Origin of the sequence: Rickettsia endosymbiont of Hedychridium roseum, from assembly GCF_964028255.1 — a bacterium.
In the GTDB taxonomy this organism is placed as follows: Bacteria; Pseudomonadota; Alphaproteobacteria; order Rickettsiales; family Rickettsiaceae; genus Rickettsia; species Rickettsia asembonensis.
In genome coordinates this window covers 67,453-91,627 of sequence record NZ_OZ034753.1, presented here as the reverse complement: position 1 = coordinate 91,627, position 24,175 = coordinate 67,453, and the positions used below count along the sequence as shown (strand labels likewise).

The window sequence follows — 24,175 nt, the reverse complement described above, 5'->3', positions numbered from 1 at the left end:
CGATAATTTAAATTCAGGTTATTTGTGTTTAGTGATTTACGAAAATTTGACAAAGATATATATAATTATAATGCTCCTCATTTTATACCTATAGCATGTCATTATAATGAAAATACTTTACTCACCAAAGACGGTAAATTACTACAAATTATAAAAATACACGGCATTAACTCAGAGAAAATAAGCGATAACATACAAAATTTACGTGAAATGGTTAGAGTTTCTATAAAAAAGAATATAACCGATTATGATTTTGCTTTTTGGCTACATACAATACGAGAAAAACAAAATTTAGATGATTCCACTCCTTACAAAAAATTATTACCGGCAAATATTCATGCACTATGGCAAAGAAAAAACCATTGGAATGATAAATTCGTTAATACTTTATATATATCTATAGTACATGATTCTGCTAAAGTTGACATCAAAAATTTTAACTCTTTAATAAATTCTTTATCTAATAAATTAATTACTGATTTTGAAAATAACTACTTAGATTCAGCTTTTCAAAAACTAGAAAATATCACTAATAATATTTTAAACGATTTAAACGAATTCGGTGCTGAGAAACTCGGCATAATATTTGAAAATGATAATGTTTTTTCTAATCCTTTATTTTTATATAATCGAATAGCTAACCTTAATAATAATGATTGTTTGGTACCTATAATAGATTTATCCGATGCACTAGGTAGAAGTATTTATACAATTAGCGGCGATAAAATGGTAGTTACGGATCATGAGAAAAATAACAAATTCGCTTCTTTACTATCTATAAAAGAATATCAAGAAACTCCTTCTAATACACTAGATAAATTTTTACAGTTACCGATTGAATTAATAATAACTGAAATATTTTACTTTGTTAGCAAAAAACAAGTAATATCCAAATTGCGTGGTCAAGATCATATTCTAAAAATTACTAATGACTCAACTTTACTTAATCATAAAGGGATTAATAAGCTTGATGCAGCTAATTTAGATTTTCAATTTTGTAATCAGCAAATTTCAATTGCCGTTATAGAAGAAGATGAAAATAAACTAGATGCAGACGTAGCTAAAGCATCAACCGAACTTTTTAAACTTGGTATTATTCATGTAAAAGAAGATCTTAATATTGAACAAATATTTTGGTCACAATTACCTGCTAACTTTGCCTTTATCCGCAGAATGTCACCATTATCCGTAGAATATATTGCTTCTCTTACCGCTCTTCATAATACTACACTCGGTAATCAATATAATCCTTGGGGTAAGGCTATAACTTTACTGCGAACCGAGAAAGGTACTCCATATTTCATGAATTTTCATGATAAAACGAATAAAGGTAATACTTGCATCTTTGGTACGGAAAAAACCGGCAAAACCGTATTATTGAACTTTCTAATATCAGAATCGACTAAATACAATCCAACAATAATTTATATTTCTAATAATAATGATTCTAAAATTTTTATCGAGTCAATAGAAGGCAAATGGTTAGAACCGGACAAACAAATTATCAATCCATTTTTAGTAGATGATACAGAAAAATCACAAGCTTTCATTTTAGAATTTTTAAAATTAATCAGCGGTCATTACATTGCACCTCTTAGCAAAATAGAGATATCATTTCTAGAGAAATTAAAAAATAAAATTTTATCAATTGAAAAAGAAAAACGTATTTTTTCCGATATTTTAAAATTAGAGGATTTTAAGGAGGAAGGAGGAATACAAATACTTGATAAACTTAAAGTTTTTACCGAAGGACAATTATATTTCGGATTATTTGACGGACCATCTCTTAACATTGAAGAAGGGAAAGTTATAGGGTTCAATTTATATAAACTTTCTGATGAGCCGTTTTCTAAACAATTTTACCCAACGGAGAGGAAATTTTTAGAACAATTTAATAATAATTTAAAGAAACATCAAAGTATTAGTGCAGCAGTAATTTATACTTTTACTTATCATTTAAGCCTAGTTGGCACAAAACCTAAAATATTTGCTGCCGATAATTTTGATAAACTTTACAGACCTGAAGTTTATTATGATAATATAAATTTAATCTATAATAATTTATCTCAAAATAACGGTATTTTCGTCAGTAATTTCAATTTTATTTATCTTAAGTCATATCCAAAATATACTATAAAACCTTGGCTTGATTTAATTAATACGAAAATTATTCTACCGTCTGACGTTAAAATAGAAGATTTAGATAAAATTTTAGGTTTAAGCGAGGCGGAAATACGAAAATTATCACAGCTAATACTTTCTGCAAGAATGTTCTTAATTAATAAGGATAATGAATCGATAGCTTCTGAATTAAGTATTGCCGCTTTAATAGGAATTGTCCGTATTTTATCAAGCAGACAAGAGGAAATGGATATTTATAACAAAATACTTGAACAACACCAAGGTCCTCCGGATAATTGGATTAATTACCTATATAATGAGTTAAATACGGACTGATGTTAATAGCTACTAAAACCATTGTCATTGCGAGACGGTGTTGCATGCGTGGATACCCAAATCGTCATTGCGAGGAGGCGTTGTTGCGTGGACCGATAAAACCCAATGTGTCACCCCGTGGCTTGTCCACGGGGTCCATAAAAACGATAAAAAATACTAATAATTTTAGTATTTTTAACTGGATCCCGTGGTCAAGACACGGGATGACAAAGGTGAAATTGGTCCACACAACAATGCCTTGCGAGGAGCGAAGCTTTGTTGCAATCTAGTTTTAATTTCATGAGATTGCCACGCTCCTTACAGTCGCTCGCAATGACGGAAAATCGGTCCACACGGGCAATGCTTTCTCACAATGACAACAAAACAACGAACATAAAGAATACTCAAAGTGTTAAAAAAATATTTACTACTTTTCTTATTTTCATTTTTCTCATTTAATGTGCAGGCATCTATTTGGGGTGATATAGCCGATTGTCTTAGCGATCCCTGTAATTGCGGACAAAGCGATAGAACGGAAACTTGGAATAGAGGCAGCAAAAATGAAGTAAAAAGAGGACCCTTTAAACCAGGCACATTATGTCCTCCTTGGAATAAAAGCGACGGTCGCGATAATGATACTTGTTTATTAAAATTTGATTACCCAGGTACATTTATCGGTTTTTTACTTAATAGATGTGCGGAAGAAGCCCCTGATAGTAGTTACTTTACTCCAAAAATTCGTATTAGAGTTCAAAGCTGTAATGCCGCAGCTTGTTGGAATCAAAACTCCACCTTAAATTGGGATGGAGAATGTGTATTATGGCCTACAGGTTACGGTCTACCTCTAACTAGAGTCTGTGCTAGAGTTGCCGTACCGGATATGCCTCCACCTCCCGGAATAAACGCCACACCTTCCCCTGCAGATCCAGGTTATACCGATGGAGTACATCTCAATAAAGTCGGTTATACAGAAACTGATAATAAGATAATAGGTGTAGACGGAAAAATAGTTACTTTAAAATCTCCTAAACTTTGTGCTTATAGCGACCCTGGACTTGTTAACCTTGTTTCAGATTCCGGTGTACATCTTGATCCGATGGACTGGAATCCTAATCGTCAACCTCTTCATCAAACTAACGAACTTAGTCCTATTGCAAAAGTATTAAAATTTTTAGTTGAAACGGTAAAAGGAGCAAGTTTACCAAGTTTATTAGGGCAGCTTCTTGGTATGATAGATCAAGATTTAGAATTTATAAAAGTACTTCAATCAATACTTAACGCAATAGGAGAGGTTTTTAATTTTTTCCCTAGTTTAATAATAACAGTTATTGAAAAACTTGGATCATTAAACGGTTCTGTAGATAGCTATTCTTTTGGTTGTGTACAATTACCTTTAGGACCTTTTCCACCGCCATATTGTCCAAATTTAGATTATATTAGTATTAATGCTAATGCTAATAATATATGTAGCATAAAAAATACCCCAGAGGATATTCAGAAAGGAAAACCTGTATTTAAACAATCTTCAACTTTGCCGCCTTGTGTAGTATCAAATGTTAACAACAATATTGTTAATAATACCATACGTGTTAGCTTTAGCAATCTTGTTCCGCTTTGCACGAGTTCTACCTCTGATCTCAAAACTTGTGTAGAACCACGTAATACAGATTTTCTTTCAGCAAAAATTACTCATACTAATACGGCTTTTAAAGATTTAATTAAATCATGTAAGAATACTTCAGGAGGTACTCCATGTATTAATACAGAAATTTCTACGCCATGTAGTGTTACGGCTAACGGTTGTAATGAGGGATTTAGAATAGTATATTCGCAGAAAATTGGAAATGTAGAAACACCTAGCGATTATTACATAGAGGATATACCGGACTGTCCAAGTTCTAGTTCAACTACCTGCCAAAAAGTATGGGGAGTTAATATAGGCGAATTTAAGGATGTAAGCGTAAAGTTTCCTAAGATACAAGGGCAAGATACAAATAGCTTAATACCTATAAAGACAGATGTCACCCTAAAAGACAATAACGGTAAAGATAGAAAACTTTATGTCTCTATTAGTAATACCGAAGACGATAAGCAAAATCCTAATAATATTTGCTTATTTGAGTCCGGTAAATTAATAGATTGCGTACCGAGAGTAAATCATTCTTATAGTCTAGCTGCTTATGAATGTTCAAGACAATATGCCGGAATTACCTGTACTAATAACAATGCCAACGATGCTTATTATAAACCGCAATTCATTGCTTCAGTGCAAGTAAGAGAGAAACAAACAGATGGGACTATTAACATTATAGATGAAACAAGCACTCTTGTAACACCGTTAGCATACGCCGGACCTCCACCTCCCAACCCCACGGACACAGAAAGTATAGTAATGCTTGCCGGTTATAAGTATAGTTCTTCCGTTGCGTTTATACCTAAAGATCCACCAAAAGATCCGACAAATGATAAATATATTGCTATGCCGTTTTCAGGAGAGAATGCTCTAAATCAGTTGACTATTCACGGTAAATATAAAGACGATAAAGAACCTTATGATAGCAATGGAAAACCTGACTCAAGTGCGGTATATTTAAAATATTTAGAATATATAAACGGTAAATATATCCAAGGTGGAACGCATGCCTGCTTGATGCCGAAAAATTTCCAACATTGTAATCCTATGCCGATTCCTACTTTACCTGATGGATCACCTATTCCCGGTTACAATAATGACTCGATAAATTGTGTACTTGCTAAACTAAACAATAACAATACTATAAATTGTAAGAATTTTAAAAATACATATAGCCTTAAATATCCAAACCTTGGTTTATGCAGCAAAGATATAAATACAAGTAGCTGTACTCTAAAAGAAACAGTGGAAGGTATTACTATTTATGCTTGCAATATAAATAATATTCCAAGTAACTGCTATACTAATAATAAAAGCCCTAATACTCCAGTATGTGTTTTAAGTAGGGATTATAAAGATAGAATCGAGCCAGGACCTGACAAAGGACCAAAATTAGTACCGTTAGATGATAAATCAAAATATTATACAGTGACATACACAAAAGGAGATGAGAACACTCCTCCTGAACCGACATATAAAGCTAAGACTGAGGATGTAAGAGATAAAACTTGGCAAGAGCTAGATCTTTGTGCTCCTATATTAGTACCTACTTGTGCTAAAATTCCTAGCACAGCTGATGCTCCTTCTGGTAGCACCCACGGTAATGCAGAATGGGATGAAAGCGATATAGGTGAACTTGCAATAGGAAGATGCCCGACGAATTGGATAGTTATTGATCCTAGTAAACCTTTAGAACGCCATTGTTTATCATACTTTGATAGAAAAGTTGTTGAATTTGAACCTTTAGGTCAAAATGTCGGCTGTAGAGAATCTACAGGATTGCCTATAAAAGTTGGTTATAACGACTTTCCATCAAGTCAATTACCTGAGACCCCTTATAATCCGGTAACTAAAATAGGTGACTATATCTTAAACAAAAAACCGGTACCACAGGGGAGCATTATGGCATTTCCAAAGGATGGGGCATTTATAGATGCAACAAATAAACCGGAAAATACAATATTGCATACTGTAGAATTCAAAGTAACTTTAGATGCAATAATGGACGATATTGAGTATTTTGAAGTAAAAGATTTATGGTATGATGATTGCACATTAATATATGTCAACGGCCAAAAGCTACTTAGCCTCCCCACTGACGTTAATTCTCTAGATGAGAAAAGGTACTGTAACAATGGAAATGACCAAGGTCAAGCATTACAAGCTAAGAACTTACCGATTGATATAAAGCGTTATTTAAAACAAGGAGAAAATACTATCAGATTCCAGCTAAGAGTTATGTTTGGTGGGGGGCTATATTTCCACATGCAATATAAAATGAAGAGATAAATAAATGAGTTGGATTATTTTTTATACGGTAATCTCTGCTTTACTGGTTCTCGATTTGGGAATAGTACACAAAAAAAATACCGTAATGAACTTTAAAGAAAGCGTACTTTTTAGTCTTTTCTATTTTGTAATAGCTTGTTTATTCGGTATCTATGTTTATTATAATACGGGAGCAGAACATGCTCGTGAATATTATACTAGCTTTCTCATTGAGAAAGCTATGTCCCTTGATAATATTTTTGTTATCTCTATTATTTTCCAATTTTTTAAAATTCCCGGGAAATATCAACATCGTATTTTATTTTTTGGTATAATAGGCGTAATAATATTCAGAGCCATAATGATTTACGGCGGTATTATTCTTATAAATAAATTTGCTTGGTTATTATATATTTTTGCCGTAATACTTATTGCTACAGGTATAAAAACTTTCTATGTATCACATAAAACTTTTGATATACAGAATTCTTATATTTACAAGTCAATAGTAAAAAATCTAAATATTACTCCTAATCTTGAAGGGGATAAATTTGTTGTTAAACGTAATAATAAACTATATTTTACTCCCCTTTTTATATCGTTAATGCTGATAGAAGCAATAGATTTAGTCTTTGCTATAGATAGTATACCGGCGATATTTGCAATTACTAATGATGTTTATATAATTTATACTTCAAATATTTTTGCTATTTTAGGGCTTAGAGCGTTATTCTTTTGTTTAGCAGAAATTGTAGAACGTTTCAGTTATATAAAATATTCTTTGGCTTTAATTTTAATATTTATTGGCTTTAAAATATTTATTCATCATTATATAGCAATTCCGGCATATGTTTCGCTCATTGTAACTATTACTTTATTACTATTTGGTATAATTGCTTCCATAATTAGAAAAAATATGATTGACCATTAATAAAGGGGGTATATAATATTTTTTTATTTTTTAAGCAATTATAATGACTAAATTACTAAAATTATTTTTTATTACTATCATCATTTTTAATAACATTGCTTTTGCAAAAGAAACAGGGTTCTATATAGGAGCAGAAGGCGGAATAGTTGAACCGGTCGTTAGTAAATTCCGACATAAACACTCAAATACCGAAATAATTTTAAAAAAATCAAGTATGTATAGCGGAAAAATAGGCTATATAATATATCCACAGATAGCTATTGAATTCTCAGCAACTTATCAACCTAAATATCGTCTGCATTACGTATTACCTCAGCAAAATTTAAGTAATGGTCTCACTATTCCTAAAACCCCAGGTAATACTACCGTATTATCAAATATATATATGCTAAATCTTATTTGTGATTTAGAAAAAATAAAAACTTTCACACCTTTTGTAATACTTGGAGGTGGAATAGCACAAGTAAAAGTTAAGCCTACCTCCTCTAGGTGGAGTGTTATAAATGGTGATTATTTTAAAGTAAGAAGAACTCATAAAAATTGTGTTGCGTGGCAAGCAGGTCTTGGAGTCTCACAAGATGTAACTTCAAATTTAAGTATTGATGCAACCGCAAAATTACAAACGGCATATAGAGTAAGAATTAATTATGATACGCTTGATATGAAAACAGGACAATTCGTGCCGGCAAATCCTATCAAAAAAACTATAGCCGTTGGAGAATTTGGCGTAGGATTTACTTATAGATTACCATTTTAAGAATTCTGTGAAATATTTATATAAAGCTGCAATGTCATCCCGTGGCTTGACCCCGGGATCTCAGGACACAGCCTGTGATACAAGATCCCGCGGTCAAGCCGCGGGATAACACGAATAATCCAACTATATAAGGAAAAAATATGTCCTCAAAAACTACTAACTCTTCTTCTACCCCTAACGCTCATGATAAGACAGCAAAAACTACCAATCCTGTTCTGAATGGTGCGGTTTCAAATCATAACACTTATGATGAAGTGCCGTATGAAAGCTACCCATATGCTCTTACAAATCCTTATCACTTAAGTACACTTGCAACTCTTTTCGGTGTGAATGCTCCTGAAGTCGAGAATGCAAAAATATTAGAGCTTGGTTGTGCAGCAGGGGGTAATTTAATACCACATGCAGTTCTTTATCCAAAAGCTCATTTTGTTGGGGTTGATTTGTCTAAGGTACAAATTGACGAAGCAAATAAAAATGTTAAAGAACTAGGATTAAAAAATATAGAGTTCCATCATTGTTCGATAACCGATATTGATGATTCTTTCGGTAAGTTTGATTATATAATTTGCCATGGCGTAATTTCTTGGGTACCAAAAACCGTTAGAGATAAAATTTTTGAAGTTTGTAATAAAAATCTTAGTCCAAACGGAATAGCATATATTAGCTATAATACCCTCCCTGGCTGGAATATGGTCCGTACTATTAGAGATATGATGATGTATCATTCTAGCTCATTTGCAAATGTACGTGATAGAATAGCTCAATCTAGATTGTTACTAGAATTTGTTAAGGATAGCTTAGAAAACTCTAAAACTCCTTATGCAGAAGCATTAAAAACCGAAGCAGGGCTGCTTGCTAAACAAACCGATCATTATTTACGTCATGATCATCTAGAAGAAGAAAATGCTCAATTCTATTTTCATGAATTTATGAATGAAGCAAGAAACCACAATTTACAATATTTAGCCGATTGTAATCTTTCGACTATGTATCTTGGTAATATGCCGCCAAAAGTAGTAGAGCAGTTAAAAGCGGTGAACGATATAGTTAGAACTGAACAATATATGGATTTCATTACGAATCGTCGTTTTAGAACCACTTTACTATGTCATAGTGATATGAAAATTAATAGAAATATTAATAATGATGATATAACGAAATTTAATATAATCTTTAATATAGTGCCTGAAAAGCCGATTAAAGAAGTAGATCTTAATAATGCTTCCGAAGCCTTAAAATTCTTCTTAAACGGTAATAAAGATTCTAATTTAACAACTAGTTCGCCTTACATGAAAGCTATTTTATACACTTTCAGCGAGAATCTAAATAATCCGTTAAGCTTTGAGAAAATAACCTCTGAAGCCAATAAAAAGCTACATAATACTAAATTAAACGAAATCAAAGCTGAGCTTTTAAATAATGCAATGAAGCTAGTACTACAAGGTTATATTAGTATTACAAATCAGAAGCATCGAAATAACCCTGAGCTTGATAAGCCTAAAACAACAAAAATGGTGATACATCAAGCAACCCATACACCTTCTATGTGGGTTACAAATTTAAAACATGAACCGATCGGCGTTAATTTCTTTGAGAAGTTTGCACTTAGATATATGGACGGTAAACATGATAAAAAAGCAATCATTGAGGCTGTACTTGGTCATGTAGAAAAAGGCGAATTAACTTTAAGTAAAGAAGGTCAAAAAGTAGAAAATAAAGAAGAAATACGCAAAGAACTAGAAAGCTTATTTACTCCGATGATCGAGAAATTTTCTTCTAATGCTTTGTTGGTGTAATATATATTTCGTCATTGCGAGCGACTGTAAGCATTGTTGCATGGATCGTTTTATGTCATTCCCGCGTAGGCGGGAATCCAGTAAAACCTATAAAAACAAGTTTTTATAGGTTTACTTTGTCAAATATGATTTATATTAAGGTTATTTTCTAGATTCCTGCTTTCGCAGGAATGACATCGATGACGATGTAAGCGGTACTCAAAAACACAAAATAACTCATGTTCATATTTTTTTATTTATTTGCAACATTAATAACTATCAGCAGCTTATGCGTTGTTTTAAGCAAAAATTCCGTATATTCGGTATTATGGTTAATTTTTGCATTTATCAACGGTGCAGGACTTATGATTTTGCTTGGAGCAGAATTTTTAGCTATGATGCTGATAGTGATTTATGTTGGAGCTGTAGCAGTATTATTCTTATTTGTGATAATGATGCTAGATATGCATTTTAATAAGACAATAACACAGTTAAAAGAAAATCTTGCTTTAAGTATTTTTATAGCTCTAATAATGTTTGCTGATTTAGTAACAATTATTTTACTTGGCACTAAAAATATTAATTTCAGTTCGGAGGTATCGTTTGCCATAACAAATAGTATCTCAAATACTAAAGCAATAGGTAACGTGCTTTACACCGATTTTATGCTACCGTTTCAAATGGCGGGGCTTATTTTATTTGTCGCTATGATTGCATGTATTACATTAACGCTAAAGAAGCGTGAGGGAGTAAAACATCAAGGTATTACAAAGCAACTCTCCCATAATAAAAGTAATGTTGTATTGATGACAAAGCCTACTCTAAATAAAGGGGTCGAGAATATTAAATATGAATGAATATATTTCGCTTAATCATTATTTAATCCTAAGCAGCTTAGTTTTTACTATTGGGATGTTTGGATTATTTATGCATCGCAAAAATATTATCAATATATTAATGTCCATTGAGTTAATGCTGCTTGCAGTTAACATAAATTTTGTTGCATTTTCCATATATATGCAAGAATTATCAGGACAAATTTTTAGTATTATAATCTTAACCGTAGCAGCTGCCGAAACCTCAATAGGGCTTGCGATATTACTAATATATTTCCGTAATAAAGGCTCAATTGAAATCACTGACATTAATCAGATGAGGGGATAAGATGTATCAAAATCTTGCCATAATGATCATCATGTTACCGCTTGCATCTAGCTTAATAAACGGGTTATTCGTAAAGATAATAGATAAAAAATTAGCTCAAATAATTGCAACCGGCCTCTTATCTTTATCTGCCTTATTCTCATTAATAATATTTTGCGATGCGGGTCTAGACGGGAATATAATCCATATTAAATTATTACCATGGATTGAGGTTGGAAATTTTAAAGTAAATTGGTCGATTTATATCGATCAGCTCACTAGCATAATGTTTATAGCCGTAATATGGGTATCTAGCGTCGTGCATATCTACTCGCTTGGCTATATGGCGGAGGATAAGGGAATTGTACGCTTCTTGTCTTTCCTTTCTTTGTTCACTTTCTTTATGTTAATGCTAGTATCAGCTGATAATTTCTTACAGTTATTTTTCGGTTGGGAGGGCGTCGGCGTTTGCTCATATTTACTAATTGGTTTTTGGTATTCAAAAGAATCCGCCAATAAAGCAGCGATTAAAGCTTTTATAACTAATAGAGCCAGCGATTTTGCTTTTATCTTAGGCGTAATAACGATTATTGTTTATTGTGGTTCGGCAAATTACAAAGATGTATTTTCATCTGCAGAGTTATTATCTAATACAAAAATATTTTTACAATTTTCTATTCTAGATGTTATTTGCTTGTTATTATTTATCGGCTGTATGGGTAAATCTGCACAGATCGGTTTACATGTATGGCTGCCTGATGCGATGGAAGGACCGACTCCGGTATCTGCACTTATTCATGCGGCAACCATGGTAACGGCAGGAGTATTCTTAGTAGCACGCTGCTCATATTTGTTTGAATATAGCCCTTTAGTTCTACAGTTTATTACAATAATAGGCGGTGTTACTTGTCTTTTTGCCGCAAGCATTGCTATTATGCAAAGCGATATTAAGAAGATTATTGCTTACTCAACTTGTAGTCAGCTTGGTTATATGTTTATGGCTTGCGGGGTATCTGCCTATAATAGCGGGATATTTCACTTAGTAACTCATGCCTTTTTTAAAGCCTTATTATTCTTATCAGCCGGCAGTGTAATACATGCAGTTCATGAGCAGGATATTTTTAAAATGGGTGATTTAAGAAATAAAATGCCGGTAACTTACGGAAATTTCTTAATCGGCTCACTTGCATTGATAGGTATTTATCCTTTGGCAGGGTTTTACTCTAAAGATTCGATTTTAGAAGCAGCCTATAGTAGCGGCTCGTTTATGTTCATTTTTGGGATAGCGGCAGCAATACTTACCGCTATTTATTCAATGAAGATTATTATGTTGGTATTTCATGGTAAAACTAAGCTAGAAAAAGATGTTTTTGAGCATGCCCATGAACCAGCTAAAATAATGAATAATCCTCTTATATTACTTGTCGCTGGGAGCTTTTTTAGCGGTATGATCGGCTATTATTTACTTTCTATGGACAAACCAAACGGCTATTTCCATGAAAGTCTATTTAATTTACATATTTATAAACTACTAATTAGCCACCCGCCTTTATATATAAAATTATTACCTATGGTTGTCGGCGTAGTTGGGATTGTTATTGGTATTTACTTATATAAGTCAAGTACTATTATGTCATATCCATCTTCTTCTATGTCATTCCCGCGAAAGCGGGAATCCAGCAAAAATATTAAAAAAGGCTGGATGTCGTGGTTGGGTCACAGTATGGCATTTATATCCAACATACTAAGAAATAAATATTACTTCGACGAAATATATAATTTCTTAATTGTGAAACCTATTAACTGTTTAGCTTCTTTATTTTATCTTGGCGATCAGAAAATAATCGATCGTTTTGGACCAAACGGTTTTTCACGAGTTGTTAATTGCTTTAGCGTTCTTACTGGTAAAACACAAACAGGATATGTTTTTAATTATGCTTTGTATATTGTATCGTTTATTGTTGTTGTAATTAGCGTTTTCGTTTGGAAAGGTTTTTAGTGTCATACCGGCGGCTTGACCACGGTATCCAGCACTTTTGTCATCCCGCGAGCTTATAGCGGGGTCCAGTTAAAAATACTAAATTATTAGTATTTTTAGTTCTTTTTTGGATACCGTGGTCAAGCCACGGTATGACACCGAATGCGTTTTTCGATCCACGCAAGAATGATATATACTACTAAAAAAACTCATAAAATCTTAAAAGAATGTTAGAATTACCTATTATATCTATCAGTATTTTCCTGCCGCTAATAAGCGTGCTATATATTTTGCTGTTTATTAGTCAAAGTAAAAAGGCAGATAAAGCGATATATGTAATGTATGTTGCAGTACTTAGTTCTGTTTTAACATTCATCTCAACTATTTATATTTTAATAGAGTTTGACTCCTCAAACCCCGCTTATCAATTTGTTGAACGCTACGCTTGGCTTGATAAAATCGGGCTTGAATTTCATGTTGGTGTTGACGGTATATCAATATTTTTTGTGGCTCTAACTTCTTTTCTTACTCTTATTTGTATAATCGGAAGCTTATTTACCGTTAAAAAATATATTAAAGAATATTTAGTATGTTTTTTATTAATGGAATCTTTTTGTATAGGGGCATTTACCTCAGTAAATTTATTATTATTCTATCTCTTTTTTGAAGCAATATTAGTGCCGATGTATATTATTATCGGCGTTTGGGGAGGTGAGAATAGAATATATGCGGCTCTTAAATTCTTCTTATATACTTTCTTTGGTTCGGTATTTTTCCTACTTTCATTAATTTATATTTATAGCAAAATTCATAGTTTTGATTTAACCTATATTTCTGAACTTACCTATAACATCCCGTTATTTGCTCAGCAAATTTTATGGTGGGCTATATTTATTGCTTTTGCCGTTAAAATTCCTATGATTCCATTTAATACTTGGTTACCCGATGCACACGTACAAGCTCCAACCAGTGGCTCTGTTATACTTGCCGGTATCTTGCTAAAACTCGGCGGCTACGGTTTTTTAAGAGTATTACTACCGCTATTTCCAAGTGTATCACAAGAATTTGCAATTTATGTAATTTACCTTAGCGTTATTGCTATAATATATGCGTCCCTTATTGCTCTTGCTCAAAAAGATATGAAGAAGATGATAGCCTATTCATCAATTGCACATATGGGATATGTTACGATAGGTATTTTTAGCTTTACTGAAGCCGGAGTTAGCGGAGCAATATTTCAGATGCTTAGCCACGGCGTGATTTCCTCATGCCTATTCTTAATAGTCGGTACTTTATATGAAAGATTGCACACCAAAGAAATAGCTAAATACGGCGGTGTAGCAAGTAAAATGCCAGTGCTTGCCACATTTTTTATGATTGCAATGCTTGGTTCTGTTGGGCTACCCGGAACTAGCGGATTTATCGGAGAATTTTTAAGCTTGCTTGGGATTTATAAGGTGAACGTAATAGCAACCTTTATAGCGGCTCTCGGCATAATCCTTGGGGCGGTTTATATGCTGAAATTATATAAAGAAGTTATGCTTGGTGAAATTACCAATAAAGAAATTATGCATTTCAGAGATTTATATAAATATGAAATAATCTCAATAGCTCCTTTAATATTATTGATTATTTACTTTGGTCTAATGCCCAGTTCTATTTTAAACGTATTTCGTTTATCGGTGGAGAATTTATTGGTTAAATTTTAATTGCTTACAAAAAATATAAATGCTACTCTAATTATAGAACTTAAAATTGAGGTCTATATGTTAAAAGAAATAGGAAAAATAAATAAAAAATTAGATGAAGCAGCTAGAGATATAGGTCAAGAAGCTAATAAGTTGGTAGGTACAGAGATAAGTCAAGCTCTTAAGCCTAATGCATCTCGTCACAAAGAAGCATTAAAAGATGCTCAAGCCAAACTTAAAGGCGATAATAATCAACAAGATAATACAGAATTAACTGGGGCTACACCAGAAGAGCATCATGAAAATTAAATTTAGTGTTGCGATGTCATTCCTGCGGAAGCAGGAATCCAGAAAAAAACAACTTACAGTATTGGTACAAAAATTATATATTTAATAAAAAGCATATAAAAATTCTATATGTTTTACTGGATTCCCGCTTCTGCGGGAATACATAGTAACAAAAACATGCTATCACTTCATCAATTACAATTTAATATAGAACAAAGAAATTTATTTGATCTATGTATCACTTTTCTTCCTTCTTCTATCACCTATATAAAAGGAGCTAATGGTTGCGGTAAAAGCTCACTACTGCGAATGATAGCAGGGATTATGCAACCGAGTAGCGGTAATATCTACTATAAAAATAGTAATATCAACAATATCCCTAAACCATACTGCAATTATATCGGTCATAATCTAGGTCTAAAACTCGAAATGACTGTTTTGGAGAATCTAAAATTTTGGTCGGAAATTTATAATTCTGCCGAAACTCTATACGCCGCTATTCATTACTTTAAATTACAAGATTTATTAGATGAAAAATGCTATAGTCTATCTAGCGGAATGCAGAAAGTCGTAGCCGTATCAAGGCTTATTGCCTGCCAATCTGACTTATGGCTACTTGATGAAGTTGAAACTAATTTAAGCAAAGAAAATAGAGATTTGCTAAATAATTTAATTGTTATGAAAGCAAATAGCGGAGGTATTGTTCTTCTATCCTCTCACCTAGAAAATTCCATAAAATCTGCACAGACATTACAGCTGGATATATAATATATGAAATTTCGAATGCAAAGTTCGAGATTTCATGGTATAATCTTCTCAAAGATAAAATTATAATTTATGAAAGCTATTGTTAAACGCCCTCATTATTTAGAAAAGATAACAACACAATTTTTAAGTCATAAAATTGTAGCTCTTTTAGGACCAAGGCAATGCGGCAAAACTACTTTAGCCCGTCAATTTGCGAAAGGACAAAAAGAAATACATTTTTTTGATTTGGAAGATATAAGAGATTTAGCTGCTTTAGAAAATCCTTATATAGCTCTTGAAAGTAAAAAAGGCTTAATTATTATTGATGAAATTCAAAGATTACCGGATTTATTTCCTATTTTGCGAGTTCTAGCTGATAAAGATACAGAGCAGTGTTTTTTAATACTCGGTAGTGCTTCAAAAGATTTAATTAGACAATCGTCAGAAACACTTGCAGGCAGAATAGCTTATATAGAAGTGCATCCTTTTTCTTTATTAGAAGTAGATAATGTAGAACAATTACATCTATTCGGTGGATTTCCAAATTGTTATCTCTATCCAAAAACAGGCTTTGATTGGTTAGAACAATATATTAGGACTTTTCTAGAGCAAGATATTCCAAACCTTGGCTTCTCTATTCCGCCTGCTACATTACGTCGTTTTTGGACTATGCTTGCTCATTATCACGGAAATATTTTTAATGCTTCTGAAATTGGGAAGTCTTTAGGAGTGAGTGACCATACCGTCAAAAATTATCTAGATATTTTATCAGGTACTTTTATGGTGCGTCAATTATATCCTTGGTTTGAAAATATTTCCAAACGTCAGAAAAAACGACCTAAAATATATTTTACTGATTCAGGAATATTTCATCATTTAATTGATATTTATTCACCTGAGCAATTATTAAGACATCCAAAACTAGGAGCAAGCTTTGAAGGATTTGCTCTAGAGCAAATAATACGCATTTTTAATAAACGCAGTGAGGATTGTTATTACTGGGGGATACATCAAGAAGGAGAACTAGATTTATTTATAAGACATAAGGGTCTAAAGCTGGGTTTTGAGTTTAAATTTAGCGATGCTCCTACTCTTACTTCTTCGATGTATAAAGCCATAGACTATTTAAAATTAGATGAATTATTTGTTATATATCCAGGTAAAAAAAGATATCAATTAGGAAGCAATATAACCGTTATGCCGGTTAAAGATATAGTAACGCTTGTGTAATTCTATAGTACTGGATCATTTTTACTCTATGTCATTCCTGCGAAAGCAGGAATCCAGTTAAAATAAAGCTTTTAGAAGCTTTATTTTAAAAAGATAATCTAATTAAAAAAAACCTTTAAAACCAAGATTTTTTTAAAAGCTCGATTTATCTCGCTTTATGATGGATCCCTGCTTTCGCAGGGATGACATCGAGAGCTTTTTCAAAAACTATCCGGTACTATAACTATAATTACCTATATTCATAATCCTTATGTAGCTTATTAGCGAGTGCCTGCTCCCATTTGTCACCGTTTTGCAGTAATCTTTCTTTATCGTAAATAAGTGCCGTATGAGTTAGAGTTGCAAACTCAAAATTAGGACCTTCAACTATCGCATCTACAGGGCAAGCTTCTTGGCATAACCCGCAATAAATACATTTTGTCATGTCTATATCATAACGAGTGGTACGTCTACTGCCGTCATCTCGTTCATCCGCTTCAATCACTATCGCTTGTGCCGGACAAATTGCCTCACAAAGCTTACAAGCAATACAACGCTCTTCACCGTTTTCATAGCGACGCAGTGCATGCTCACCCTTAAATCTAGGGCTAACAGGACTTTTTTCATAAGGATAATTTATGGTAACTTTGGGCTTAAAGAAATACTTTAAAGTCAAAGCCATTCCCCTTATTATCTCATATAGAAAAAATGATTTTAAATAGTTTATCATAATATTAAAAAAATACCTGTCATCCCGTGGTCAAGCCACGGGATGACAATGTAGAGCAATGATACTCTCCCCCTCTAAACACCCGGCAAATTATCAGTGTAAAAAAGCACACTCGACACTAACACCACCCAAAATAAAGTTAGAGGTAAAAATACTTTCCAGCCGAGTCTCATTAATTGGTCATAACGATATCTCGGCAAGGTTGCTCTAATCCATAAAAAGCAGAACAATAAGAATCCGACCTTAAATACAAACCAAAAGAACCCCGGAATACAATCTAACCATGATATATTAAACGGCGGTAAGTAACCTCCTAAAAAGAAAGTCGTAGTCATTGCACTAACTAATATCATATTAGCATATTCACCTAGAAAAAATAAAGCAAATCCCATAGAGGAATATTCAACATTATAGCCGGCTACTAATTCCGATTCTGCTTCAGGTAAATCAAAAGGCAATCTATTTGTTTCGGCAAGCACCGAGATAAAAAATACGACACCCATAGGTAGTAGCATTAAATCAATCCACCACGGCATTGTTCTTTGTGCTTCAATAATCCCACTTAAATTGAGAGTACCGGTAGTAAGTAGCACGGTAATAATAACTAGTCCCATCGATACTTCATAAGAAATCATTTGGGCCGAGGAACGTATAGCACCAAGGAAGGCATATTTTGAGTTACTAGCCCAACCGGCAATAATAATGCCGTAAACGCTTAAAGAAGATATAGCAAGAATATATAAAACACCGACATTAATATCTGCAAGAACTACGCCCTTTGCAAAAGGTATAACTGCCCAGCCGATTAAACTTAATATAAAAGTTATCATCGGTGCTAAAATAAATAATATTTTATCGGAATTGGTTGGAATTATCGGCTCTTTGAATAAAAGCTTAACCGCATCAGCAATAGGCTGAAGTAATCCAAACGGACCCACGACATTCGGTCCACGTCGTAGCTGCATTAATCCAATAACACGACGTTCTGCATATGTTAAATACGCAACGCATAAAATTAAAGGGATAGTGATCGCCACCACCTTTAGAGCGATTATAATTAACGGGAAAATATATTCAAAAAAGATTTCTGTCATAATGTTATTTGATTGTCATCCCGCGACTTGATCGCGGGATCTAAGCAAAATTATTTTATAATATCTTCATATAAATCATACCAATTAGGGTTGTTAGCTTCTATTAAATCTAATTCCATTTTCTTTTATATTCTTTTAAGCGTTTCTCACGACTAATTGCTAGATTAATATCATTAAACTGTTCAAAATAAACTAATTTATCTAAATTATATTTTGTAGTAAATCCCTTTATTATTTTTTGTTTATGTTGCCAAACACGTTTTATAATATCAGAAGTAACGCCGATATATAAAGTACCGTCATATTTATTTGAAAGTATATAAACATAGTATTCTTTCATGTTTATTTTTAATTATTAGATCCCGCGATCAAGTCGCGGGATGACAATTTCCTCTTGCTTCCTTAGCCTCTATGCACTTAGCCATAGTGACCGAGTTTTTACTAATTACATCAGTCATATAATAATTAATAGGTTCTGTAGTTATAGGCTCTTTTGATAACTTATCTTTAGAGCTAAATTTAGCAAATTTACTCTCTACAATTTTATCAATATTAGCAAATATCTTATATTCTTTAGCAAGCCTTACTCTTACTTCTTGTAAATCACTCATTCCGATATCTATTTTCAGATAACCGGCAAGCTCTTTAATAATTTCTATATCTTCTTTAGCTGTTCCTACAAGCGATACTGCTTTTTCCACTATTTGAGGTCTTCCTTCTAAATTTACGTAAATTCCGCTCTGCTCTGTATAAGCAGCCGCAGGTAAAATTACATCAGCATTCGCAGCACCTGCATCCCCATGATGTCCTTGATATATTATAAAAGCCGATTTTAGCTTATCAAATGGGAGTTCATCAGCTCCAAGTAGGTAAGTGAGTTCTAACTCTTCAAGCTTAATAGGATTATTAAAACCGATGTCAAGACCGCCGACTATAGAAGCATGGTTATGCAATATATTAAAGCCCTTCCAATCATCACGCATAATATTATATTCAGCCACTATCTTATGAATAAGCGACAATATAGCATATCCGTCATCTCTTGCATATACGCCGTCACCTACTATAATCATCGGATATTTTGCTGCTTTTAAGGATTTCGTAAACTCATGAGTACCAATGGCTAGTTCCTCAATAATCTTAATATCACTTCCTAAATCTTGAATTTTATAAGTTTGATTATGCCCTTCGCCTATCCGCACTACTTTTAATGAGCCGGCACGTACTCGCATGCCTATTCTGCTGTTTAATACCGGAGCTATCTGTCTTGGATTCGCTCCGATCAGTAAACATAAATCAGCCTTTTCTACGCCGGCAATAGTTGTATTAAATAAGTAGTTTCCTCGCTCGTTTGTATCTATTTTATAGTTAAACTGATTAACGCTATAATTATTACAGCCAAGCTTTTGCAGTAATGTTTTTAATATAAACATTGCTTCAACAGAAGCAAGAGAACCTGCAATAGCTGCAATTTTCTCCGGTTTTATAGATTTAATTTTATCTGCTATCGTTTTTAAAGCTTCGTTCCAGCTGGCTTCTACTAACTTACCGTTTTTTCTGATATAAGGGCGATCTAAACGCTGATATTTCAAACCGTCATAACTAAAACGGTTTTTATCTGAAAGCCACTCTTCATTTATTTCTTCATTAACACGAGGTAATATTCTCATTACCTCATCGCCTCTACTATCTATACGAATATTGGAACCTTCAGCATCATGTACGCCAATGCTAGCAGTATGTTTTAGTTCCCATTTACGAGCTTTAAAAGCATAAGGTTTGGAATTTAAAGCACCGACCGGACAAATATCTATCATATTACCGGATATTTCGGAATCGAGCGTTTGCTCTAAATATGAAGTTACCTCCATATGCTCGCCATGATGGATAGCTCCCATTTCTTCTATTCCGGCTATATCATTTGCAAATCTAATACATCTTGTACATTGTATACATCTAGTCATCGCTGTTTTAATCAGCGGTCCCATATATTTATCTTTAATAGATCTCTTATTTTCATGAAATCTATTAGTACCTTTACCGTATCTAAAAGCCTGATCCTGCAAATCACACTCACCGCCTTGATCACAAATAGGGCAATCTAGAGGATGGTTAATAAGTAAAAACTCCATCACCCCTTCACGTGCTTTTTTTACCATAGGCGTATCGGTGTGAATAACCATACCGTTACTTACCGGCATTGCACAAGAAGCTATAGGCTTGGGTGATTTTTCCATTTCAACCAAGCACATACGGCAATTACCGGCGATTTTTAGACGCTCATGATAACAAAAATGAGGAATTTCTTTACCTGCTTGTGTACAGGCTTGATAAACGGTGCTACCTTCTGATACTTCTATTTCAGAGCCGTCTACGTTCAGTTTTATCATCTTATTTAATCCAATAAGTCATAGGGTTTGGGTATGCATGATCCTCTATCATATATTTAAAACCGATGGCAACACGAAGTACATACCAAACAGCAAGTGCAAAGTATAGTACTACTCCAATAATGATAAACGTAAATATGAAACATACAATCCACCCAAGTACCCCAAGGCAAAAAGTACGAAATAAAAACATATAATGACTAACTGCAAAATTATCACCTTTATCTTTATTGAGATATGCAAAAAATACCCCTATTAATGGTAATATAGGTGCTACTATCCCGCATAAATATAATATATATACTACAATTAAGTTTTTCTTACCGCTCTCGGTATATTCTTTAAGATGCTTGTCCATATGTTTTTCCTTTTTATGTCGTTCCTGCGTGGCTCGAGAAAAGTGTTGGATGTCATTCCTGCTTTCGCAGGAATGACATAAACGACCCGCCCCGTACAACAATGCCCCTATCCTTTCAAACTCTCTACCACAAAATGCATAATACTGCCGTGCTTTATATAATTTATCTCATTATCCGTAAATATTTGCAATATTAAATCGATTGTTCTTGTTTCGCCAGTTTGTTTTTTTATCACGCATTTAACAGGATTATAAGGCTTTATTTGTTCAGTTAAGCCTATAATATCAATAGTTTCCGAACCGTCTAACTTTAAATCTAATCTTGTATTATTACCGGTAAAAGTTAGCGGTAAAATACCCATACCAACTAAATTTGAACGATGTATTCGCTCAAAGCTCTCGGCAATCACTGCCTTTACTCCAAGCAGTTGCGGACCTTTTGCCGCCCAATCTCTAGACGAACCGCTACCATATTCTTTACCGGCAAAAATCACTACAGGTACATCATTAGCTTTATAGTCCATAGCCGCATCGTAAATAGTTTGCTGCGTACTACTTAATTGGTTTATAGTAAAGCCGCCTTCTACTCCCTTACACATTTCGTTTTTTATACGGATATTAGCAAATGTGCCACGCATCATCACTTCATGATTCCCTCTACGTGATCCGTAAGAGTTGAAATCTAGAGGCTCTATATGATGGTCCGTTAAATATTTAGCAGCAGGGCTGGTTTTACTAATACTTCCTGCCGGCGAAATATGATCGGTAGTAATAGAATCACCGAAAATTGCTAGAATTTTTGCAGATTTTATATCTTTTATATTATTCTTGCTGCCTATATCCTCAAAATAAGGCGGATTATTAATATAGGTACTGTTCTTATTCCAGTTATAAGTAGAGCTAGTTGTAATCTGTAAATCTTTCCACTCTTTCGTTCCGCTAAATATATCGGAATATTTTTCTATAAACATAGAGGAACTAATTGAATTTGCAATAACTTCATCTATCTCTTCTTTGCTTGGCCAAATATCTTTTAAATAAATATTTTTTCCTATCGGCTGATTATTTAAATCTATATTAAGAGTGCCACTAAGTGCATATGCTACGACTAAAATAGGCGAACCGAGATAGCTTGCTTTAGTAAGTGGATTAATTCGCCCTTCAAAATTCCTATTACCAGATAAAACAGAAGCAACGACTAGCCCGTTTTTGTTAATAGTTTCCTCTATTTCCGGATTTAGAGGTCCGGAATTACCGATGCAAGTAGTGCAGCCATAACCTACTAGATTAAACCCTAATTCATCTAAATATTTATCAAGACCGCTAAGCTTCAAATATTCCGTTACGACTTTTGAACCCGGAGCAAGAGAAGTTTTAACCCAAGGCTTTACCTTTAATCTTTGTTCTAGTGCTTTTTTAGCAAGAAGTGCTGCACCAATCATCACGCTAGGATTAGAAGTATTAGTACAGCTAGTAATTGCTGCAATTACCACATCGCCGTTACCGATTTCGTAATTCTGATTTGCTACAACATACTTTTTATCAATGTCTTTATTTTCTAAAGCAAAATTCGGTAATTCATGTTTAAAACTGCTTGCTACATCATTTAGATTTACCCTATCTTGCGGGCGTTTTGGACCGGCGAGTGAACTTTGTACTTTCGATAAATCTAGCTCTAAAATTTCGGTATATTCTGCCTCATGCTCAAAATCATACCAAAGATTCTGCTCGTTTGCGTATTTTTCTACTAATTTGATTTGCGTTTTTTCTCTACCTGTTAGCTCTAAATATTTTATAGTTTCTTGGTCAATCGGGAAAAAGCCACAAGTAGCACCGTATTCAGGCGACATATTAGAAATGGTAGCACGATCGGCAATCGTTAGATTTTTTAGCCCCTCACCGAAAAACTCAACAAATTTACCTACTACTTTCTTTTTCCGTAGCATCTCGGTAACGGTTAAAACTAAATCGGTTGCTGTAGCTATGCCTGTTAATTTTCCTGTTAGTTTTACTCCAATTACTTCCGGTAGAATCATAGTAAGAGGTTGTCCAAGCATTGCAGCTTCTGCTTCTATTCCGCCAACTCCCCAACCAAGCACCGATAACCCGTTTACCATGGTTGTATGGCTATCAGTTCCAACTAAACTATCAGGGTAAGCAAGTCCGTCTTTATGCCACACGACTTTTGCTAAATATTCTAAATTTACCTGATGACAAATACCCGTACCAGGCGGCACTACTTTAAAATTATTAAATGCCTGTTGCCCCCATTTAAGAAATGCATAACGCTCTATATTACGTTTCATTTCCATCTGTACGTTTTTATCGAATGAATCCTTAGCTGCATAAGAATCAACGCTTACGGAATGGTCTATTACCAAATCAACAGGAATAAGCGGGTTAATTTTTAACGGATCGCCTCCTATTTTCTTCATCGCATCACGCATAGCAGCCAAGTCTACAATAGCAGGCACACCAGTAAAATCCTGCATCAAAACTCTTGCCGGCATAAAATCTATTTCCGCATCAGATTTTTTAGTTTTTAGCCATTCTTTAAATACAAGTAAGTTTTGTTTTGAACCATTAGAACGTAATACATTCTCAAATAACACTCTTAAACTATATGGAAGCTTTTTTAATGGAAGTTCGATATCGCTTGCCGCTTTATTTATATCGTAAATTTTGTAGGAAGTATTATCAATTGATAGTTCTTTAAGATATTCTGAATTATGCACTTTTGACATTTGTTT

General features: G+C 33.6%; 20 protein-coding genes and 1 pseudogene. 14 read left to right on the top strand and 7 right to left on the bottom strand.

Going from position 1 to position 24,175, the window contains the following annotated elements; translation table 11 throughout:
• Window positions 1-24 precede the first annotated feature (24 nt).
• The 10 genes from AC5587_RS00535 to nuoL all read left to right on the top strand — a co-directional run bounded on the left by AC5587_RS00535 (window position 25) and on the right by nuoL (window position 12,942).
• Complete coding sequence (locus AC5587_RS00535; RefSeq protein ID WP_499162510.1) at window positions 25-2,457, top strand: VirB4 family type IV secretion/conjugal transfer ATPase; 2,433 nt, start codon at window positions 25-27, stop codon at window positions 2,455-2,457.
• A gap of 44 nt (window positions 2,458-2,501) precedes the next feature.
• The gene (locus tag AC5587_RS00530) at window positions 2,502-2,726 is read left to right on the top strand and encodes a hypothetical protein (protein ID WP_499162509.1); all 225 of its coding nucleotides are present in this window, start codon (window positions 2,502-2,504) and stop codon (window positions 2,724-2,726) included.
• Window positions 2,727-2,845: 119 nt separating this feature from the next.
• Window positions 2,846-6,358, top strand: a complete 3,513-nt coding sequence (locus tag AC5587_RS00525) for a hypothetical protein (protein ID WP_499162508.1) — start codon at window positions 2,846-2,848, stop codon at window positions 6,356-6,358.
• A 4-nt stretch (window positions 6,359-6,362) separates the two neighbouring features.
• Complete coding sequence (locus tag AC5587_RS00520; protein WP_499162507.1) at window positions 6,363-7,268, top strand: TerC/Alx family metal homeostasis membrane protein; 906 nt, start codon at window positions 6,363-6,365, stop codon at window positions 7,266-7,268.
• Between the two features lie 43 nt (window positions 7,269-7,311).
• A complete protein-coding gene (locus AC5587_RS00515; protein WP_499162506.1) occupies window positions 7,312-8,025 on the top strand; it encodes an outer membrane protein in 714 nt (237 codons plus the stop codon).
• A gap of 140 nt (window positions 8,026-8,165) precedes the next feature.
• The gene (locus tag AC5587_RS00510; RefSeq protein ID WP_499162505.1) at window positions 8,166-9,821 is read left to right on the top strand and encodes a methyltransferase regulatory domain-containing protein; all 1,656 of its coding nucleotides are present in this window, start codon (window positions 8,166-8,168) and stop codon (window positions 9,819-9,821) included.
• Complete coding sequence (locus AC5587_RS00505) at window positions 9,805-9,930, top strand: hypothetical protein (RefSeq protein ID WP_499162504.1); 126 nt, start codon at window positions 9,805-9,807, stop codon at window positions 9,928-9,930. Before AC5587_RS00510 ends, AC5587_RS00505 begins: the two co-directional genes overlap by 17 nt.
• Before the next feature lie 109 nt (window positions 9,931-10,039).
• Complete coding sequence (locus AC5587_RS00500) at window positions 10,040-10,657, top strand: NADH-quinone oxidoreductase subunit J (RefSeq protein WP_499162503.1); 618 nt, start codon at window positions 10,040-10,042, stop codon at window positions 10,655-10,657.
• A complete protein-coding gene (gene nuoK, locus AC5587_RS00495) occupies window positions 10,650-10,964 on the top strand; it encodes an NADH-quinone oxidoreductase subunit NuoK (protein WP_011271556.1) in 315 nt (104 codons plus the stop codon). Before AC5587_RS00500 ends, nuoK begins: the two co-directional genes overlap by 8 nt.
• Window positions 10,965-10,995: 31 nt before the next feature.
• Window positions 10,996-12,942: an NADH-quinone oxidoreductase subunit L gene (gene nuoL, locus AC5587_RS00490; protein WP_499162961.1), complete on the top strand. Its 1,947-nt coding sequence runs from the start codon at window positions 10,996-10,998 to the stop codon at window positions 12,940-12,942.
• Window positions 12,943-12,982: 40 nt separating this feature from the next.
• On the opposite strand, the gene AC5587_RS00485 is transcribed toward nuoL, so the two are convergent.
• Entirely contained in the window at window positions 12,983-13,105 is a 123-nt protein-coding gene (locus AC5587_RS00485; protein WP_499163047.1) for a hypothetical protein, read from the bottom strand.
• 43 nt (window positions 13,106-13,148) lie between these two features.
• On the opposite strand from AC5587_RS00485, the gene AC5587_RS00480 reads away from it, so the two are divergent.
• From AC5587_RS00480 to AC5587_RS00465, 4 genes are all read left to right on the top strand, one after another.
• Window positions 13,149-14,630: an NADH-quinone oxidoreductase subunit M gene (locus tag AC5587_RS00480; protein WP_499162502.1), complete on the top strand. Its 1,482-nt coding sequence runs from the start codon at window positions 13,149-13,151 to the stop codon at window positions 14,628-14,630.
• Window positions 14,631-14,918 carry a hypothetical protein gene (locus AC5587_RS00475; RefSeq protein WP_499162501.1) on the top strand — a complete coding sequence of 96 codons (288 nt, stop codon included), beginning with the start codon at window positions 14,631-14,633 and terminating at the stop codon, window positions 14,916-14,918.
• Between the two features lie 156 nt (window positions 14,919-15,074).
• Window positions 15,075-15,665, top strand: coding sequence for a heme ABC exporter ATP-binding protein CcmA (gene ccmA, locus AC5587_RS00470; RefSeq protein ID WP_499162500.1), 591 nt, complete (start codon window positions 15,075-15,077; stop codon window positions 15,663-15,665).
• A 69-nt stretch (window positions 15,666-15,734) separates the two neighbouring features.
• Window positions 15,735-16,874: an ATP-binding protein gene (locus tag AC5587_RS00465; protein WP_499162499.1), complete on the top strand. Its 1,140-nt coding sequence runs from the start codon at window positions 15,735-15,737 to the stop codon at window positions 16,872-16,874.
• Between the two features lie 229 nt (window positions 16,875-17,103).
• On the opposite strand, the gene nuoI is transcribed toward AC5587_RS00465, so the two are convergent.
• The 6 genes and pseudogenes from nuoI to acnA all read right to left on the bottom strand — a co-directional run bounded on the left by nuoI (window position 17,104) and on the right by acnA (window position 24,169).
• Entirely contained in the window at window positions 17,104-17,583 is a 480-nt protein-coding gene (gene nuoI / locus AC5587_RS00460; protein WP_410526446.1) for an NADH-quinone oxidoreductase subunit NuoI, read from the bottom strand.
• A gap of 74 nt (window positions 17,584-17,657) precedes the next feature.
• Window positions 17,658-18,677, bottom strand: a complete 1,020-nt coding sequence (nuoH, locus tag AC5587_RS00455) for an NADH-quinone oxidoreductase subunit NuoH (protein WP_499162498.1) — start codon at window positions 18,675-18,677, stop codon at window positions 17,658-17,660.
• A gap of 50 nt (window positions 18,678-18,727) precedes the next feature.
• A pseudogene (locus AC5587_RS00450) lies at window positions 18,728-19,017 on the bottom strand (GIY-YIG nuclease family protein).
• A 28-nt stretch (window positions 19,018-19,045) separates the two neighbouring features.
• Window positions 19,046-21,067, bottom strand: a complete 2,022-nt coding sequence (gene nuoG / locus AC5587_RS00445) for an NADH-quinone oxidoreductase subunit NuoG (protein ID WP_499162497.1) — start codon at window positions 21,065-21,067, stop codon at window positions 19,046-19,048.
• 1 nt (window position 21,068) lies between these two features.
• Window positions 21,069-21,425, bottom strand: a complete 357-nt coding sequence (locus tag AC5587_RS00440; RefSeq protein ID WP_499162496.1) for a DUF4870 family protein — start codon at window positions 21,423-21,425, stop codon at window positions 21,069-21,071.
• Window positions 21,426-21,532: 107 nt separating this feature from the next.
• Window positions 21,533-24,169: an aconitate hydratase AcnA gene (gene acnA / locus AC5587_RS00435; protein WP_499162495.1), complete on the bottom strand. Its 2,637-nt coding sequence runs from the start codon at window positions 24,167-24,169 to the stop codon at window positions 21,533-21,535.
• Window positions 24,170-24,175: the final 6 nt, after the last annotated feature.

Bases quoted from the DNA above. Each gene is read 5' to 3' on its own strand.
- ccmA (WP_499162500.1), top strand. From the start codon at position 15,075: ATGCTATCACTTCATCAATTACAATTTAATATAGAACAAAGAAATTTA.
- AC5587_RS00440 (WP_499162496.1), bottom strand. From the start codon at position 21,425: ATGGACAAGCATCTTAAAGAATATACCGAGAGCGGTAAGAAAAACTTA.
- nuoH (WP_499162498.1), bottom strand. From the start codon at position 18,677: ATGACAGAAATCTTTTTTGAATATATTTTCCCGTTAATTATAATCGCT.
- AC5587_RS00465 (WP_499162499.1), top strand. From the start codon at position 15,735: ATGAAAGCTATTGTTAAACGCCCTCATTATTTAGAAAAGATAACAACA.
- nuoK (WP_011271556.1), top strand. From the start codon at position 10,650: ATGAATGAATATATTTCGCTTAATCATTATTTAATCCTAAGCAGCTTA.
- AC5587_RS00515 (WP_499162506.1), top strand. From the start codon at position 7,312: ATGACTAAATTACTAAAATTATTTTTTATTACTATCATCATTTTTAAT.
- AC5587_RS00520 (WP_499162507.1), top strand. From the start codon at position 6,363: ATGAGTTGGATTATTTTTTATACGGTAATCTCTGCTTTACTGGTTCTC.
- nuoL (WP_499162961.1), top strand. From the start codon at position 10,996: ATGTTACCGCTTGCATCTAGCTTAATAAACGGGTTATTCGTAAAGATA.
- nuoG (WP_499162497.1), bottom strand. From the start codon at position 21,067: ATGATAAAACTGAACGTAGACGGCTCTGAAATAGAAGTATCAGAAGGT.
- acnA (WP_499162495.1), bottom strand. From the start codon at position 24,169: ATGTCAAAAGTGCATAATTCAGAATATCTTAAAGAACTATCAATTGAT.
- AC5587_RS00500 (WP_499162503.1), top strand. From the start codon at position 10,040: ATGTTCATATTTTTTTATTTATTTGCAACATTAATAACTATCAGCAGC.
- AC5587_RS00505 (WP_499162504.1), top strand. From the start codon at position 9,805: ATGCTTTGTTGGTGTAATATATATTTCGTCATTGCGAGCGACTGTAAG.
- AC5587_RS00480 (WP_499162502.1), top strand. From the start codon at position 13,149: ATGTTAGAATTACCTATTATATCTATCAGTATTTTCCTGCCGCTAATA.
- AC5587_RS00510 (WP_499162505.1), top strand. From the start codon at position 8,166: ATGTCCTCAAAAACTACTAACTCTTCTTCTACCCCTAACGCTCATGAT.
- AC5587_RS00530 (WP_499162509.1), top strand. From the start codon at position 2,502: ATGCGTGGATACCCAAATCGTCATTGCGAGGAGGCGTTGTTGCGTGGA.
- nuoI (WP_410526446.1), bottom strand. From the start codon at position 17,583: ATGATAAACTATTTAAAATCATTTTTTCTATATGAGATAATAAGGGGA.